Here is a 16,815-nt window from a genome sequence, read left to right as displayed (position 1 = left end):
GTACTGGGCCGATTTCCATACACCAGCGTTGCCCTGCAACGGCTCGTCGAGATAAAGCATGAGTGAATATCAAAAATATCTAGAAGAAATTGCCACCCGAAAAGAGCAGGGCCTGAGCCCCAAGCCGATCGAAGACGGTGCGCTGGTTGAGGAGCTCATTGCGCAAGTCAAGGACGGCGGTAATGCGCACCGCAAAGACTCCTTACAGTTTTTGATTTACAACACCTTGCCAGGAACCACGAGTGCAGCCGCTGTGAAGGCGCAGTTCCTTAAGGACATCATTCTTGGCACGGTTAAAGTTGAGGAGATTTCTGCCGAATTCGCTTTCGAATTGTTGGGCCATATGAAGGGTGGGCCGTCTGTCGCCGCGCTTCTAGACCTGGCCTTGGGTGATGACGCTGCCATTGCCAAAGATGCCGCTGAGGTTTTGAAAACCCAGGTGTTCCTCTACGAAGCCGATACCGAGCGTCTGAAAGCCGCCTATGAGCAGGGCAATCCAGTGGCCAAGGAGCTGCTGCAAAGCTACGCGCAGGCCGAGTTCTTCACCAAACTCCCGGAGCCGGAAGAAGAAATTAAGGTTGTCACCTACGTGGCCGCCATTGGCGATGTATCTACCGATTTGCTCTCGCCGGGCAACCAGGCTCACTCGCGCTCCGACCGTGAGCTGCATGGCAAGTGCATGATCTCGCCGCAAGCCCAGGCCGAGATTGAAGAACTTAAGCAGCAGCATCCGGACAAGCGGGTGATGCTGGTGGCAGAAAAGGGCACCATGGGTGTGGGCTCCTCACGGATGTCCGGCGTAAACAACGTGGCGCTGTGGACCGGTAAGCAAGCCAGCCCCTACGTGCCGTTTGTGAACTACGCGCCGATTGTCGGCGGCACCAACGGCATCTCCCCCATCTTCCTGACCACCGTGGGTGTGACGGGCGGTATTGGTTTGGACCTGAAGAACTGGGTCAAGAAACTGGACGACCAGGGCAAGCCCGTTTTGGACGAAAACGGCGACCCCGTGCTGGAGCAGAAGTACTCTGTCGATACCGGCACCGTGCTCACGATCAATACCAAGACCAAGACGCTCTACGACGCCGACGGCAGCACCGAGCTGGCCGATATCTCCTCGGCTTTCACGCCGCAAAAGCTGGAGTTCATCAAGGCTGGCAGCTCCTACGCCATCGTCTTTGGGAAGCAGCTGCAAACCTTCGCTGCGCAGACTCTGGGCACCGTGGCGCCAGAAGTCTTTGCACCGTCCAAGGTGGTATCCAACCCCGGCCAAGGTCTGACCGCTGTTGAGAAGATCTTCAACCGGAATGCCGTCGGTGTGGCCAAAGGCACCGTGCTGCATGCCGGCTCGGATGTGCGTGTGAACGTGAACATCGTCGGCTCGCAGGACACCACGGGTTTGATGACCGTGCAGGAACTGGAAGCCATGGCTGCTACGGTGATCTCACCCAAGCTGGATGGGGCCTATCAGTCTGGTTGCCACACCGCTTCGGTGTGGGACCTCAAAGCCCAAAAGAACATTCCCAAGTTGATGGGCTTCATGAACGGTTTTGGTTTGATTACCGCGCGTGATCCTAAAGACCAGTACCCGGCCATGACCGACGTGATCCACAAGGTGTTGAACGACATCACCGTGGATGATCGCGCTGTGATCATTGGTGGCGACTCGCACACGCGCATGTCCAAGGGTGTGGCGTTTGGCGCCGACTCCGGCACCGTGGCTCTGGCCCTGGCCACCGGCGAAGCCAATATGCCCATCCCCGAGTCTGTAAAGGTGACCTTCAAGGGCCGTATGCAAGACCACATGGACTTCCGTGATGTGGTGCACGCTACCCAGGCGCAAATGCTCAAGAAGTTCGGTGATAACGTCTTCCAGGGCCGGGTGGTGGAAGTTCATATCGGCACGCTGCTGGCCGACCAAGCCTTTACCTTCACCGACTGGACGGCCGAGATGAAGGCCAAGGCCGCAGTGTGTATTTCCAATGACGACACCCTGATCGAGTCCCTGGAGCTGGCCAAGAGCCGGATTCAGATCATGATCGATAAGGGGATGGATAACGCGGCGCAAACCCTGCAGGGGCTGATTGACCGCGCCGACAAGCGTATTGCCGAGATTCGTTCGGGTGAGGCTCCGGCGCTGAAGCCTGATGCCGATGCCAAGTATTTCGCCGAGTTCACGGTGGACCTGGACGACATTTCCGAGCCCATGATTGCCGATCCGGATGTGAACAACCAGGACGTGTCCAAGCGTTACACCCACGACACCATTCGCCCCGTGTCTTATTACAAGGGCGAAAAGAAGGTGGACCTGGGCTTTGTGGGCTCCTGCATGGTGCACAAGGGCGACATGAAGGTCATCGCGCAAATGCTACGTAACCTGGAAAAAGACGGCTCCAAGATCGAGTTCAAGGCGCCCTTGGTGATTGCACCGCCGACCTACAACATCATCGACGAGCTCAAGGCCGAAGGCGACTGGGAAATCTTCCAACGCCATGCCGGCTTCGAGTTCGACGACAAGGCTCCCAAGAGCCAGGCCCGCACCAAGTACGAAAACATCATGTATCTGGAGCGTCCCGGCTGTAACTTGTGCATGGGTAACCAGGAAAAGGCGGAGAAGGGCGATACCGTGATGGCGACCTCCACCCGTTTGTTCCAGGGCCGCGTGGTGGAAGACGCCGACGACAAGAAGGGTGAGTCCTTGCTGGCATCCACGCCGGTGGTGGTGCTCTCCACCATCCTCGGCCGTACGCCGAATGTCGAGGAGTACAAGCAAGCCGTGGCCGGTATTAGCCTGACCAAATTCATGCCCACGGGTACGATGTAGGCAGCTGAAAAGACAGCCGTTTTGGCTGTGTCGGGTGACAAGGGGAACGGAATATCCGTTCCCCTTTTTTTATGTCTCAGATGTTCGTGAGCACAGCTTGGGTGCATCCATGCGGGTACTCGTTGTAAAGTGACTGCAAATGTTTCCAGATGTCAGCTACATGAAGTCATTTAAGAATAAACAGGTCTTGGTCACTGGCGCCGCGAGCGGCATTGGGCGTGAAACCGCCTTGGCCTTTGCCAGCCAGGGTGCGGTTTTGTGGCTGTCTGACCTTAATCAAAAGGGGTTAGACGAGGTTGCGCAGCAGATTGCCCAGCAAGGCGGCCGCGCGCAGACGCTGATCATGGATGTCGCCGACGCCGATGCGGTGAGGGCCGCCGCCGAGCAGGTTCATGCTCAGATTGACGCATTGGATATCTTGGTTAACAACGCCGGTATAGGCAGTGCTGGACGGTTTCTGGATGCGTCTTTAGAGACCTGGAAAAAGGTCATGGACGTCAACCTCATGGGCGTTGTTCACGGATGCCAAGCCTTTTTGCCCGCCATGGTGCAGCGCGGGCAGGGGGGTCATGTGGTCAACACAGCCTCCGCAGCGGCCTTTTTGGCTGCACCGGATATGCCGGTGTATGCGGCTAGCAAATTTGCTGTGCTGGGTTTGTCTGAATCCCTGCGTGCGGACATGGCTCAGCACAAGATCGGCGTGAGCGCGATTTGTCCTGGAATCATCAATACTGATATTGTGCGTACCACCATCATGGAAGGCGCCATGGGTGAAGGAGATGTTCAAGACAAGGTGGTGGCGTTCTACCAGAAACGCAATTACACCCCGGCGCAGGTGGCTCAGGCAGTACTCAAAGCTGTTCGCCGCAATGTTGCGGTGCAACCCGTATCCCCAGAGGCCTGGGGCATGTATTGGGCGAAGCGCTTGGTGCCAGGACTGCTGGGCCAGTTGAGTCGGCGTGAACTCCCGTTCCTGAAGTGAGTTTGGTGTTCAACTGCAGCTACGCATCTGCAGGTTTACGTCGTGAGCCTGAAATTGCGTGTGATCGCGTCCTGTTTAGCTTTGGCTCTGAGCGCGTTGCTAAGAAAGCATCAATTGCCATCGCAATGAGGCGTCGGCTTACACGAAGGTAGGCTCTATTGCCTGCGAAAAATGGCTGCAGGTTTTGTTCGTAGCCGATTTCGACATACATTCAGAACTGCGCAGAATGTATATTATGTAAAGTATCGGAAATGGGTGAATGAGCCGCGCTCAAAGACCTGAACGCAAGAGCGTGGCAGCTAGAGCGAGTAGCCATGTGAGGGAGACATCGCTAGTATGTGGCCCACTTCGCGCCTGGACCAACGGCGCGATATGGCGGTTATCGCCAGAACCTTGGAGACAAACCCTAATGATGATGAATGAGCGTGGCGCTGCGGTAGTCCTAATCGCCCTCCTGGTGGTGGGCTGTGGTTCTAGTACTGATGATGCTCCGCCGAATGCAGTGGAACCCTCGGCTACGCCTACGCTAGCACCAACACCAATACCCACAGCCGACAGTGATAATGACGGCATCTCGGATGATGCCGATAACTGTCCAAACACATCCAACAGCAACCAGTCAGATGCGGATGGAGATGGCCTTGGAGATGCGTGCGACAGTTCTTCGCTGAGCGATGCCGATTTAGATGGTGTTGCTGATGGCGTGGATAACTGCCCTAGCGTCGCAAATCCGAATCAGGCCGACTCCGACGCAGATGGGGTCGGTGATGCCTGCGCAACAGATGCCGATGGGGATGGCGTTCCGGATATCACGGATAATTGCCCCACTCTCAGTAACCCCGGTCAGGCCGATGAAGATCAAGACGGCATTGGAGATGTTTGTGATCAGCCCACAGCTCCGCCGACGCTGAAGGTGCTCTCGAATCGTGCCGATTTGATCAGCGGAGGGAATGTGCTAGTTGAAGCAGTTCCCCCAGCCGGCATTGCGCCTGAAGCGCTAGACATTTTATTAAACGGAGACGACGCGACCTCATCCTTTGTGCGCACGGGTAATGGTCGCTTCATTGCTCGACTAGATGGGCTGATCGTTGGGGACAACACGCTTAGCGCTGCGGTGAACGGGGTAAGTTCTGAGCTGACGATACGTAATCACCCGCAGGGTGGGCCCGTGTTTGCGGGTCCGCAGTTACAACCTTGGCGGTGTCGAAACGCAGCGGCCGTGGATGCCCAGTGCAACCAAGACCCAGAGTTTAGCTGGCATTACCTGCCCGAAGGCGGAGATGCACTGATGGCTTATGACCCGGCGAACCCAGCTGATGATGTTGCAATGACGCAGACGGACTCAGGCGAAACGGTGCCTTTCATTGTCCGCCGCGAAATCGGTTATTTGGACCGGGACCAATACAAAATTGCCATGCTGTACCAGCCTAATTTGAGCTGGACAGCCGCTGCACCACAGCCGCAGTTCAACGGGAAGCTACTGATTACCCATGGCGCCAGTTGCGGCGTGGACTACGAAACAGGTGGCGCCCCAAGTGTGTTGAAGTACAACCCCTTGGATTTCGCTGGACTAGAAGATCCGATTACGGGCTCCGGGCCGCCACCTTTGAGTGAGGATAGTGCGGTGTATGCCTTAGGCCGAGGTTATGCCGTGATGTCTACGGCTCTCAACAATTCCGGCCACAACTGCGATTTGCCTCTGCAGGCTGAGTCTATGGTGATGGCGAAAGAGCATCTAATTGAGCAGTATGGTGAACTGCGGTACACCATTGGTACGGGCTGCTCAGGCGGCGCGCTCGCTGCGCAGTGGGTGGCCAATGCCTATCCAGGCATCTACCAGGGCATCCTGCCCACCTGCTCCTTTCCAGACACATGGAGTACGGCTACGCAGTTCGTGGATTATCACGGCTTGCTGATCTACTTTGGGATTCACGACTTTGAGGAGTTTCCCCCCGACTATTTCGACTTCCTCAGCGCTGGGCGAATTCCATGGCTGCCTACGCAGATGGCGGATGTCATGGGTCATGTCACTGTCGTCAATGCTCAGGTGAGTGAACAGGCGCAGTTCCATGTAGCCGTTCCCGACGACCGTAGTGGTTGTGGTGGTGTGAGTGATGAGCAGCTCTACCACCCGGAGACCAATCCGAATGGTGTGCGTTGTTCCATCGTGGACGCCTCCATCAACGTTTTTGGTCCTCGTCCACCAGAGGATTGGATTGCCGCAGAAACGGCTGCAGGACGTGGCTTTGCAGGTTTCCCCTTGGATAACGTCGGTGTTCAGTACGGGCTGGCTGCCTTGCAGCAAGGGCAGATCACTCCGGATCAATTCATTGACCTCAATCGCAATGTTGGCGGTTTGGATATTGATACCCGCCCCACCACTGAGCGCACTCCCGCCTCACAGCCTGCGCTGGCAAATGCCTACCGCAGCGGCATGATTAACGTGGGAAACAACCTGGACCAAACCGCGATCATTGATTGCCGCGGACCAGACCCCGGCTTATTCCACGATGCTTACCGCGCCTTCGCGATCCGTGCACGCTTGGATCGTGAACATGGTCATCACGACAACCACGTGATCTGGGGCGGCCCGGTTCCAATTATTGGTGATGCTCAATGCGCCTATAACAGCTTGGTCGCGATGGACGAATGGTTATCTGCGGTAGAGGCCGATACGAGTGCCCTACCCTTGGCGCAAAAACTCACCGCCAACAAACCGAGTTCACTCGCAGATGCTTGTTGGGATGGTACGGGTAACCTCGATGCGCCAGTGCTGTGTCCAGAGGCATTGCTGACGGTTTATGGAACTCCGCGAATGGTGGCCGGCGATGCGATTACAACCGATACCAACAAGTGTGAACTCAAAGCGATAGATCCACAGGACTATGTGCTTCATGTTCAGGGAGTTCCAGTGCCGGGTTCGCCACCCTTGCTGAGTGAAGCTCAGCTAGAGAGTCTTAGCGAGATCTTCCCCGATGGGGTCTGTGATTACAGCAAGCCCGGTGTGTCTTTCCAGGGCACCATTCCATGGATGAGCTATTCCAATGAGCAAGGAGGTGTGGTTTATGGCGGCGAGCCGATGCCTCCAGCTCCGACCAACTCAGGCCTGGGGTGGATGAGCGAGAGCTTCGGCGGTTTGTAAAGGTGGCTTGACGCTATCGGCGGCAGAGCTTGTGAACGAGATTTCACAAGCTCTGCTGAGTTTTTACGATGTTTTCAGTCACTGTATTTGGGCATACTGGGACGATTACGGGACGTGAGGAGATTCCCATGCGCAATAGCTTGGGTTTGTTAGGGGCAATTGTTTGTACGGCACTGGTCGCTTGCCAAGGTGCGGGCCGTGAAGATTCTGGTGGAGGTGCACAATCTGGCGATAACTCGCCCGGTCGGACCTTCTTCATCGAGCCTGGGCCAAATGCCACCACCGAAATGGTGCTGGCGGCCATCGACGCCAGGCCTGGAGATGTCATCGAATTCAGCGCGGGCTATTTCGAGTTGGAGTCCGGACTGCAGCTATCTTCTACCGAAGACATCTTGGTTAAAGGTCAAGGGATGGATGAGACCGTCCTCTCCTTTAAAAACAGCAGTTCACAAGAAGGCTTCTTGGCGACGAATGTTCGCGGAGTCACGGTTGAGGACCTAACGGTACTCGACAGCCCCGGCGATGCCTTTAAGCTTCAAGGCGTGAATTGGGGCACGTTGCGACGGGTGCGGGCTTTTTGGTCCAGTGGCCGTAACACGCCAGATGAAGACACCGTGACTGCAAGCAACTTCAAAGACAAGTTGAATGTGGCATGTACAGACCCGGCACGGCACAACCCTGCCAACCCCAATCCCACCGAAACCGACACCACCTCGCCGGATTACACCGTGAGTGTGGCCTCGGGCCGGTACGGTATTTATCCCGTGAACTCCAACAATATTTTGGTGGAGTTTACCGAGTCGGTTGGCGCCTCAGATGCGGGCATTTATGTCGGTCAGACCGATAACGCCATCATCCGTAACAGCCGCGCTGCGTTTAACGTGTTTGGCTTCGAGATTGAGAACGTGCGCGGCGGTGAGTATGTAGACAACTTGGCGGAGTGCAACACTGGCGGTTTCTTGGTCTATGACCTGGATGGTCTCACACGCTATGGCAGTAAGACGCGGATGTACCGCAACCATGCGCGTAACAACAACACCTACAACTTCGCAGAGCCTGGCAGCATTGTGTCTAACGTGCCGCGTGGGGTTGGGATGATCACTCTCGCCTACGACCAGATCGATGTTTTTGACAACATTTTCGAGAATCACGGCACAGCAGGTATCGTGCACACTAGCTACGTGGTTTTGGGTGAGCCTGGGGACAAACGACTGGATATGTATACCGAAGGTATGCACGTATTCAACAATACCTTCCGCGACAATGGTAACGACCTTCCCCAGCCAGATTTCGCTACCATTCTGGCGACCGGCGGCAGCCAGGTGACCTCTGCCTTCCCCATGATTGTTGGTCTTAAAGTGGCTGCGGCACTCGGCGGTTATCGCGGCGGACACATCGTTTGGGACGGGTATCTGGACGAACTCGATGAAGACTGCCCCTACCCTGTTGACGGTGATGGTCAGCCAATTCCTCAGGATGAGGATGGCAAGCCTATACAAGGCAATCAGTACCCCAATCCGGATTGCCGCTACAACGCCTATAAGTTCGATAACAACGGAGAGCGCATCAAACCGAAATGGTGGGCATCCTGCATCGATGCCAATAATACTTTCTCCGATGACAGTCTCACCTATGCCAACTTCAATGGTCTGGAAGGCTTAGAGTTATTGCTGGCTTTCCCCAATGTGGGGCCGGATGTGTTGATTGATCAGGTTCAAAGCTTGCCCAACTTCGCGGCCGACCTGGATATGAGCCCGCATCAATGCGTAGAGCAGTACGGCTCCAACCTACCCTTGCTACCTCCGGTGGTGATTCCGCCCTTTGAGCGGTCGGGTAATTTGGATCCAGCACCGACTCAGGCCACCATCGACAAACTCTGCAATGCCGCCTTGGCAACTGGTGAGGTCAACCATGAGGCCTTCACCGTGAATTGTCCGGATTTGGCGCAGTACAACCTCTTCGCTGACCCCGAAGACCCAACCAGTCTGCCAAATGGGGACGGTATTCCCTTTGTGCTGAACAGCAAGCTCTTCACGGATTTTTCGGTGAAGTATCGCGTGGCCTATTTGCCGCCAGGCAAACAGGCGACTTGGCGTGATGGTCAGGACAACGTCAATGCCACCATCTTGTTCCCTGTGGGAACCATCGTGGCCAAAACCTTCTCCTATCCGGACGAGACTGCGGGTACGGAAACGGCCATGGAAACACGACTGCTGATCAAACGGCAAAACCGTGATGGCAGCGTGTATTGGTCTGGTCTGGAGTACATCTGGGAAGAGCAAAACGGTCGTAAAGTGGCCAAGCTCACCCAGCAAGGGGGTACTGCGAGTGCGTCCTGGGATTACGAAGATGCAGACAGTGGTGTACGCCATCGCGGCTCCACCAATGCCTACATGTTCCCCAATGCCAACCAGTGTATGAGCTGCCATGCCAACGATGACGCCGAAACTGGAACAGCGCCGATTGGGCCTAAGCCGCGTAATCTCAACCGTCCCTACCAGTCTGAGTCACCCTTCGATAATGGGCAGGCCAGCCATCCGGTGGCGGGGGTCAACCAGTTGGCCTGGTGGTGTCAGAATGGGTTTTTACGGAACTGCCCCAGCAACTTGGCTGTGGACCCCGTGACCCAATACGCTGCTGGTGCTGAACGGGTGCCAGTGTTCAATAAGCCTGGCGATTCCGGCTTCCCGGCCGACTCTGATGCCGATATTGAAGCCCGGGTTAGAGCCTACTTGGAAATCAACTGTGCCCATTGCCATAACAACCGTGGCCTGGCCCAGAACACGGGCTTTTACTTAGATGTCTTCCGTCCGGTGGACGACACCTACGGCATTTGTAAAGGGCCTACGGCAAGTGGCACTGAAGGTCGTGGTGGGCGCGAGTTCGATATCGTACCCGGTGATGCACCAGAGTCCATTCTTCCCTACCGCATGGGGCCGGAGGCGGACACATTGGCTGCGCGTATGCCGCCTTTAGCACGCAGTGTGGTCCATGAGGAAGCTTTCGAGCTTGTCACTCGATGGATTAATGATGTGGTGGATGAAAGCTACCCCAACGCAGATGCCTGTACTGGCGGTGGTGGTTTAGGCGGCCTCGGAGACCTTCTCCCACTGTCCGGGTTTGGCGCCGGGCATTAACACCCAATTCCGCAATGAGAAAAGCCGGCGCTTCAACGCCGGCTTTTTTGTGCGTGATGTGGCTCGAGATTACTGGCGTGTTCACGATTCGAATGAGTCGTCATCGCTTGCGCTGCAATCGGTCATGGAACCGCGCCGCCGATAAGCTGTGCTGCTCAGGAGAGCTTTACTAGCTATTCGCCTGAGACATACGGTCGCAGCGTTTGCAGGGACGACCGGGGGCTTTTCTCATTCCCACAGATGGTTAATGATGGAGCTCTTTTATGCGGGGCTAGCTCATGTGGGTTCGATATCGAAATGATGACCAGCGTTTGTGGCTTGTTCTTCTGGCCTGCGTGGTGTGTATACCGGCGCAGGCCAGTATTTTCCGCACCAAACTGCCGGTTTCGCTGGGTGCAGGGTTGGACCACCCCCTGCCCCTCACCGCATTGCGTGGAGAGGTGGCGCTTGCAGATCGTGATACCGATAAGGCCATCGTGGGTCTGCAAGGGGAGAGTACCTTTCACCATCTCAGTGCGGATGAGGATGGAGCCTTTTGGGCGGCTCTTGGTGGTTTGCTGATCTCTGATGAGGACACATTGGAGGAGAGCGACCAGGTGATCAATCTGCGTAGCGGCTTGAAACTCGGTGCTCCCGTTGTCTTTATTCCCGGGCTGTGGGCCAGCACCAACCTCAATGTGGCCTATTTGAGCGAGGACGACGACAACAAGGTTGATGTTTTTGGCAATGTGAATCTGCGTTACCAGGCATCGGGCCTAGAATGGGGGCGAGCAGCCGATTTATATGCCAGTGCTTCTATCGGAGCCGAAGGCTTTTTTGATGCCGGAGTGGTTGTGGGAGCCACAACGGCTTTGGGCGAGCAACGCGTTGTAGGTGCTGAGTTCGCTTCGACCGATGATCGATTCAGCATCTTTTTGGGCTTGCCCTACCATCAGGACCAAACGCTGACAATTGCTGTAGGCACGGCAGACTCTGCCGATATTGGCGTTCAATTGCAGTGGACCCGCTACTATCGCTGAGCCAATGAGGCTTCGCGCGGCTTGATATCCCCAGCGCACGATCGGAGGTCGCTTCCTATCCCTTGCTTGCCTTTCTAGGCAACTTGCGTGGCCTGGCGCTTGAGCGCAGTATGAAGTGGTGCTGAATAAGCACGGCTGATGAAACAGGAGGGGACCATGCTGTTTGTCACTAATCGCGAGCCTAGGGGGTCGATACGGACTCGCAAAGGGCGGTCATTTCACTTCGACTTACGCAAGAACGCACCGTCTAATTCGATTTATTGTTGCCAAAGAATGGGTCAAGACGAGTACTCCGAGTTGGGCTCAGAGGCTTGGCTTAGCGCATTGAAAAACAGTGCCTATGCACAGGTTCTGTTTTTTATTCACGGCTTTTCAAACCTGCCAGAGTCGTCCATCTTTCCACGGGCCTTGGCTCTACAACAGCTTTGCGACGCTGTCGCTCCCGAAACCGTGCAGGTCATTCCTGTGATTTGGCCTTGTGACGATGACCCAGGAATCGTCAAGGATTATTGGGACGATCAAAAGTCTGCGGATATGAGCGGTTTTTCGTTTGCGCGGGCCTTGGAGTTCTTCATGCGCTGGCGCAATGCGCAGCCCGAGGATCAACCCTGTACTAAGCGGATTAACGTTCTGGCCCATTCCATGGGGAATCGGGTGTTAAGGCAAACGCTGGCCTGTTGGAATCGCTACGACCTCGCCAATGGTGTGCCCTTGTTGTTCAGGAACACCTTCCTCATGGCAGCAGACATCGTCAATGAGTCATTAGAAGAGAACCAAGACGGACGCCTCATTAGTCAGGCGAGTCGCAACGTTGTGGTCTACTTTGCGTCGGATGACTTGGCCTTACGCGCCAGTAAAGTGTCTAACCTCAAAAATAAGGTGGCCTCTCGACGGCTTGGGCATACCGGGCCGGAGAGTTTGGCCAAAACGCCGTCCAATGTTTTTGCGGTGGACTGTGACAATTTCAATACGCGTTATGACCCGCCTAAGGGCCACAGCTATTTCATTGAGAACGAGGCCGGCGCGCCAGGGGTGGTGTTCGAGCATATGTTGCAGGCCATGCAATCGGGCCGAGTGCCCATGGGGGATCAAGCTGAGCGTCTACACATCCTCTAGGGGCACAGCCTAAGTTAGGGAGTCGGTTGAATGTTGAGGGGAGATCGCTGGTTCAGGACTGATCACCATGGAGTCTGGCGTTGCTCTTGCGCTCCCGCCGGTCTCATAGGGCAGGTTGTGCTGCTGCTAGCCGCCCTGCTTCTCCAGGCCTGCGGCGGTGCAACTGACGTTGCCGCAGCAGCCCATAGCGGGGTTGATGTACCGGATTACGGCAGCGAGAGTGAGATTGAAGAGGGATATATTTCCCTGGCGGATGGCGTGCGACTGCGTTACCACATGGAACGCGCAGATGCCGCTCCACCTGGGCCTGTGCTCATTCAATACGATGGCTACGATGCCGGTACCGGTGGTTATTTCAGCAACATACCGGCGGTCAAAGCCACATTGATGCGTAGGGGATACACCATGCTGGGTGTCTCAGTTCGTGGCACCGGCTGCTCCAGCGGCGCCTTCTCTTTGTTCGACCCTCAGTGGGCCATTGATGGTGCTCAGGCTGTGGAGTGGGCTGCAAAGCAGGCATGGTCTAATGGTGAGATTGGGATGATGGGCTACTCCTATCCGGGCATCACGCAGTTATTCGTTGCGGCTCAAAAGCCCGCTCATCTGCGGGCTATTGCTCCATCGAACGTTTTTGTGGACTTATACCGAGATGTTGGAAGTCCTGGAGGTATCCCCAACGGCGCTTTTTCTACGCTTTTCACGCTACAACAACAAGCTCCTGGTCGCCTAGCTGTACCGGCGGTTGCACTCCAAGGTGATCCTGAGTGCTTAAACAATGCAATCCAGAATGCGGCTAGCTATGAGGCCTTTATTCTGGACGGTCTACTCAGCCCCCATATTGATGGCTCCTTTGGCTGGGCCCAACGCAGCCCACAGGCCACATTGGCTCAGATTGATGTGCCGGTGCTGAATGTGAATTACTGGCAAGACGAGCAAACCGGTTCGCGCTTAGGGGGCCTGCTCGAAGCCGGAGGGCTGTTACAAGTTCTGGATGCGAAGCGCAGCTGGAGCGTGATGAGTAATGGCAACCATGACCTCAGTTGGGACCACCCTTTGCATTCGCAGATGCTCATCGACTTTTTCGAGCATTACCTGCGCGGTGTTCACAACGGATGGGAGAACACGCCGCGGCTGCAGATCTTGCACGAGGTGAGTCGAAGCGATCTGCAGCCTCAATGGATTACCGAACATCGCACTCTGCCGAAGCCGCAGCCTGTGGCCTTGTACCTGACCTCCTCTGGCGAGCTCAGCATGGACGCTACTGAGCAGCCAATTGGTCGTCGCGATTACCTTTATCCTCTGCTGTCCTCTTCTACGAATCCTCTTCCAGGGAGTACGGCAGCGCTGGATGCCTTGTGGAGGTTGCCGGCACCGGCAGCTGGTCGGCTGGTATGGACAAGTCCACCTTTGGCGGATGATCTCCAGTTGTTGGGCTCCGCCAGTGCAGACCTGTGGCTGAGCTCCACCGCTGTGGATACGGACGTGCAAGTCACCCTGAGTGAAGTCCGCGCAGACGGTCAAGAAGTGTATTTATCCCGAGGTTGGTTACGGGCTTCTAAGCGTGCCTTAGTCCCGAGCCGCTCAACACCGACGCGACCTTTCCACGACCACAGTCAGGCAACAGTACAGGACTTGGTGCCGGGGGAACCCACATTGATGCGTGTGGAGGTCTTCCCTTTTGCGCATCGTATCCGCAGTGGAAGCGCGTTGAGGATGATTGTAGACGCACCCATGGCGCTCACCGGCGATTGGGGCGGACTGTTTAACCCTGTGCCGGCGGTCAATACGGTTTGGCAGGGTGGAGCGTATGACTCCAAGTTGGTGCTTGGCATGCTGCCAGACGCCCAGCCGCGTCCGCCCGCTTTGAGCTGCGCGGAACTGCTCAATCAACCCTGCCGTGACTCCATTGACGCCGTTCCTGCCGGCCTGCTTTCCATCGTCGTGCCTGAAGATTGATTGGATTAGGGTCTGTGCGAAGCGGCCAGCCGGGTTGACATGCTCTTGACGCAATCGGTGCTGAACTCTGAGCGAACAGGAATCTTGGTAGACGACCCCATGGATATGTACTTACTCAGTTTGCTTGGCGCCACCGTCATCTGGGTACTCTTGAAGGTGTGGGTGTTGTCGCCAAAGGCTCAGTCACAACGCTCGCAAAGAGCGCAGGCGACCCGCCGCAAAAGTAACCCTTATGCTGGCGTAAAAATCATCAGCGGTAGTACCTGCTGCGCCGATGCCAAAGACATTTGTGGTCACAATTACTTAGCTCGCGAAGCGCCGGTGTTGCCTTTGCCGAGTTGTGATCAGGCCGAGTGCCATTGTCGTTACAAGCATCTCCCAGACCGCCGAGAAGGCGAAAGGCGCAGCCCTATTCTTCTGGCTCAGGGTGACTTCTTTGGGGCGGAAGCTTTGGTCCCCCGACAGGGTCGAGGTCGCCGAGCCACAGATTAGTGCGGTAATCAGCGCGACTTCCCAGCACCCACTGACTCCTTAGAACCGACGCCTGCGTCGGTTTTTTGTCGGCGAACCCTTTCGGGCATATCCATCCAAGGCTAGATGGCGTAGCACCGCCAGGCCCCTTCAAAGCGCCACCTACGTGGATCCGCCATCCAGCTTGCGGCGGTCAAGTCGGCGTGGCATTGGCCTTGCCCCTACTCGATGAATCCGGCCGCCAGCTACTCGTCGATGCGCTGCAAATGGCCGGCCCATCAAGAATGAGGCCTCCGTCAGGGAGGCGAGGAGTAAAGGCATGCGGCTCATACCGCTGTGCATGTTGACTATGAGTTGTTGTTTAGTAGCGTGCCAGGGTGGCGATGATGCGCCCACGGCTGCTAGCGACCCAGCGGCAGGAAACCCACAAGCGCTGCTTGGTCCTGACCCGACTCCAGACCCGGCGCCTAACGCCCAACGTCCGTCTTTGCCCGTCGGGCAGGTCGCCAAAGCCTCCGATGTTGATGGAGATGGCATCAAGGATGCCGAGGATGTGAACTATCAGCCGGAATATCCGCTGCAGCAGCAGATGAACTACATGGTGGTGCCGGTACGCTTTTTGTCCAGCCTAGTCCGCGGCACCTCTGCGGCGGATTGGAACAGCATTCTCAATGGCAGTGTGGACCGGCCTAAGTCAGTCCGTAGCTTCTTTCAGGAGGCCTCAAGAGGCCGGTTGGATTACCGTTTTGAGGTGGCGAATAAAGTGACCTTGCCAGTCGCGCTGGCGAACATCTTGGGAGCGAGTAATCAAGAGTTCGGACAGTTCTCAGATCCCCTCTGGACCGAGGTGGTAACACTTACCATGCAGGCTATCGCCGGTTCCGCATCCTTCGACGGTGTAGATGGATTGATGATTGCTCTGGATTACAGTAACCAAGCCCCGCGCATCCCGTGTATGGCGAGTATTGGCAAGGGTATTGTGGTGAGAGATAGCGCCGGCCAGCGATCCATACCCATTGCCTTGGTCACCTCACGTTGCGATAGCGGCGGAGTCATCGCCCATGAGTTGGGCCATAACCTGGGCTTGGGGCATGTAGGTACGGATGATTGTGTGGATGCGCCAGATGGCATTGCATCGGCCACATTGAGTCAAAACCGCGGGCTCTATGAGCAGTGCAACCTTAGCGGCCGTCCTTATGACGAATACACGGTGAACACCATCATGGGGACAAACTATGGCGACGTGGCAGTCCACCAGCGCGATGCTTTGGGCTGGGTGGCAGAGCGTGACATCACGCGCATCAACATCCCTCAAGCGGGTGCTACGCAGGAGTTCTTACTGAACCCCGATCGGCAGCGATTTGGCAGCGAAAGCTTGCAGATTAAATTAGGCAATAGCTTGAACGGCCAGTCACTGGCTTACTACCTTCGTAACCCCAGCGATTTTGGCTACCTCATCGGGCAAAGTTCTACCGAACACATCTCCAGCTCTGGCAAGCTTCAGCTCTACATCGCAAAGGGAGAGTCCTTCGATGCCGATGGAGATATCTTTGGCATTCGTCACAGCAGCACACCCACGCGCGGGAGCTTATTCAGTGGCGAGCTGGAAGTTGGGCAGAGCTACGTCGACCAACACCGTGGTCTGCGTATCGACTACGTAGACCGGCAGACCAACGGTGTCGCACGCGTGCGTATTCGCGGCTCTAGTCTCACGCTGCCACAAGGCTACTTTTATCGTTTTCCGGCATCGGGTGGCGCGCTGGTTGTACCGGTTCTCAATACTGGCAGCCAGAGCATTCGGCTGAGTAACCGGCGTAGCTTGCAGGCTAGAGATTCCATCACCCTCAGTGACGGTTGCTTGGGTCATCTTGAGCCCGGTGAGCAGTGTGAAATTGTGGCGAGCTTTGACCGGCGTCTTTTGGAGACACGGCATGACTATGCCGCCTACCAATGGGACACTACGGATCCCTTGCAGCCCTTCCTGAGTGTGGAGTTCGCCTACGATCCTCGCCTGCAAAGCAAGTCCACAGAGATGGATATACCAGGCGGCGTGATTCCACTCGTGGAATAGGCCTTTGAGTGCTCATGCACTCTACTCCACTACTGACTAGACTCCTCACTTGGCGACTTGTCTCCGTCTAGCCGAGCGTGTCACGGAAAATCATTCA

General features: G+C 56.1%; 9 protein-coding genes. All 9 read left to right on the top strand.

The genetic code is table 11. From position 1 onward, the window contains the following. The first annotated feature begins 58 nt into the window (after nucleotides 1-58). The 9 genes from KI787_02740 (at nucleotide 59) to KI787_02700 (ending at nucleotide 16,718) form a co-directional block, all read left to right on the top strand. A complete protein-coding gene (locus KI787_02740; protein MBV6628847.1) occupies nucleotides 59-2,824 on the top strand; it encodes a bifunctional aconitate hydratase 2/2-methylisocitrate dehydratase in 2,766 nt (921 codons plus the stop codon). Between the two features lie 160 nt (nucleotides 2,825-2,984). Beyond that, entirely contained in the window at nucleotides 2,985-3,806 is an 822-nt protein-coding gene (locus KI787_02735) for an SDR family NAD(P)-dependent oxidoreductase (protein ID MBV6628846.1), read from the top strand. A 409-nt stretch (nucleotides 3,807-4,215) separates the two neighbouring features. Further along, nucleotides 4,216-6,948, top strand: coding sequence for a thrombospondin type 3 repeat-containing protein (locus KI787_02730; protein ID MBV6628845.1), 2,733 nt, complete (start codon nucleotides 4,216-4,218; stop codon nucleotides 6,946-6,948). 128 nt (nucleotides 6,949-7,076) lie between these two features. Beyond that, nucleotides 7,077-10,085: a right-handed parallel beta-helix repeat-containing protein gene (locus KI787_02725; GenBank protein ID MBV6628844.1), complete on the top strand. Its 3,009-nt coding sequence runs from the start codon at nucleotides 7,077-7,079 to the stop codon at nucleotides 10,083-10,085. A gap of 278 nt (nucleotides 10,086-10,363) precedes the next feature. Beyond that, nucleotides 10,364-11,104: a hypothetical protein gene (locus KI787_02720; protein MBV6628843.1), complete on the top strand. Its 741-nt coding sequence runs from the start codon at nucleotides 10,364-10,366 to the stop codon at nucleotides 11,102-11,104. A gap of 273 nt (nucleotides 11,105-11,377) precedes the next feature. Next, the gene (locus KI787_02715; GenBank protein ID MBV6628842.1) at nucleotides 11,378-12,220 is read left to right on the top strand and encodes an alpha/beta hydrolase; all 843 of its coding nucleotides are present in this window, start codon (nucleotides 11,378-11,380) and stop codon (nucleotides 12,218-12,220) included. Between the two features lie 117 nt (nucleotides 12,221-12,337). After that, nucleotides 12,338-14,176, top strand: coding sequence for a CocE/NonD family hydrolase (locus KI787_02710; GenBank protein MBV6628841.1), 1,839 nt, complete (start codon nucleotides 12,338-12,340; stop codon nucleotides 14,174-14,176). 39 nt (nucleotides 14,177-14,215) lie between these two features. Next, nucleotides 14,216-14,668 carry a hypothetical protein gene (locus KI787_02705; GenBank protein ID MBV6628840.1) on the top strand — a complete coding sequence of 151 codons (453 nt, stop codon included), beginning with the start codon at nucleotides 14,216-14,218 and terminating at the stop codon, nucleotides 14,666-14,668. 298 nt (nucleotides 14,669-14,966) lie between these two features. Then, nucleotides 14,967-16,718, top strand: a complete 1,752-nt coding sequence (locus KI787_02700) for a hypothetical protein (protein ID MBV6628839.1) — start codon at nucleotides 14,967-14,969, stop codon at nucleotides 16,716-16,718. The last annotated feature ends 97 nt before the right edge of the window (nucleotides 16,719-16,815 follow it).

The organism is Oceanococcus sp. HetDA_MAG_MS8, assembly GCA_019192445.1.
In the GTDB taxonomy this organism is placed as follows: domain Bacteria; phylum Pseudomonadota; class Gammaproteobacteria; order Nevskiales; family Oceanococcaceae; genus MS8.
The sequence above is the reverse complement of the archived record's forward strand: the minus strand, read 5'-3'. Positions and strand labels throughout refer to the sequence as shown.

Excerpts from the sequence above, each read along its gene's own strand:
- KI787_02740 (MBV6628847.1), top strand. The coding sequence starts at position 59 with ATGAGTGAATATCAAAAATATCTAGAAGAAATTGCCACCCGAAAAGAG.
- KI787_02735 (MBV6628846.1), top strand. The coding sequence starts at position 2,985 with ATGAAGTCATTTAAGAATAAACAGGTCTTGGTCACTGGCGCCGCGAGC.
- KI787_02730 (MBV6628845.1), top strand. The coding sequence starts at position 4,216 with ATGATGATGAATGAGCGTGGCGCTGCGGTAGTCCTAATCGCCCTCCTG.
- KI787_02725 (MBV6628844.1), top strand. The coding sequence starts at position 7,077 with ATGCGCAATAGCTTGGGTTTGTTAGGGGCAATTGTTTGTACGGCACTG.
- KI787_02720 (MBV6628843.1), top strand. The coding sequence starts at position 10,364 with ATGTGGGTTCGATATCGAAATGATGACCAGCGTTTGTGGCTTGTTCTT.
- KI787_02715 (MBV6628842.1), top strand. The coding sequence starts at position 11,378 with ATGGGTCAAGACGAGTACTCCGAGTTGGGCTCAGAGGCTTGGCTTAGC.
- KI787_02705 (MBV6628840.1), top strand. The coding sequence starts at position 14,216 with ATGCTCTTGACGCAATCGGTGCTGAACTCTGAGCGAACAGGAATCTTG.
- KI787_02700 (MBV6628839.1), top strand. The coding sequence starts at position 14,967 with ATGCGGCTCATACCGCTGTGCATGTTGACTATGAGTTGTTGTTTAGTA.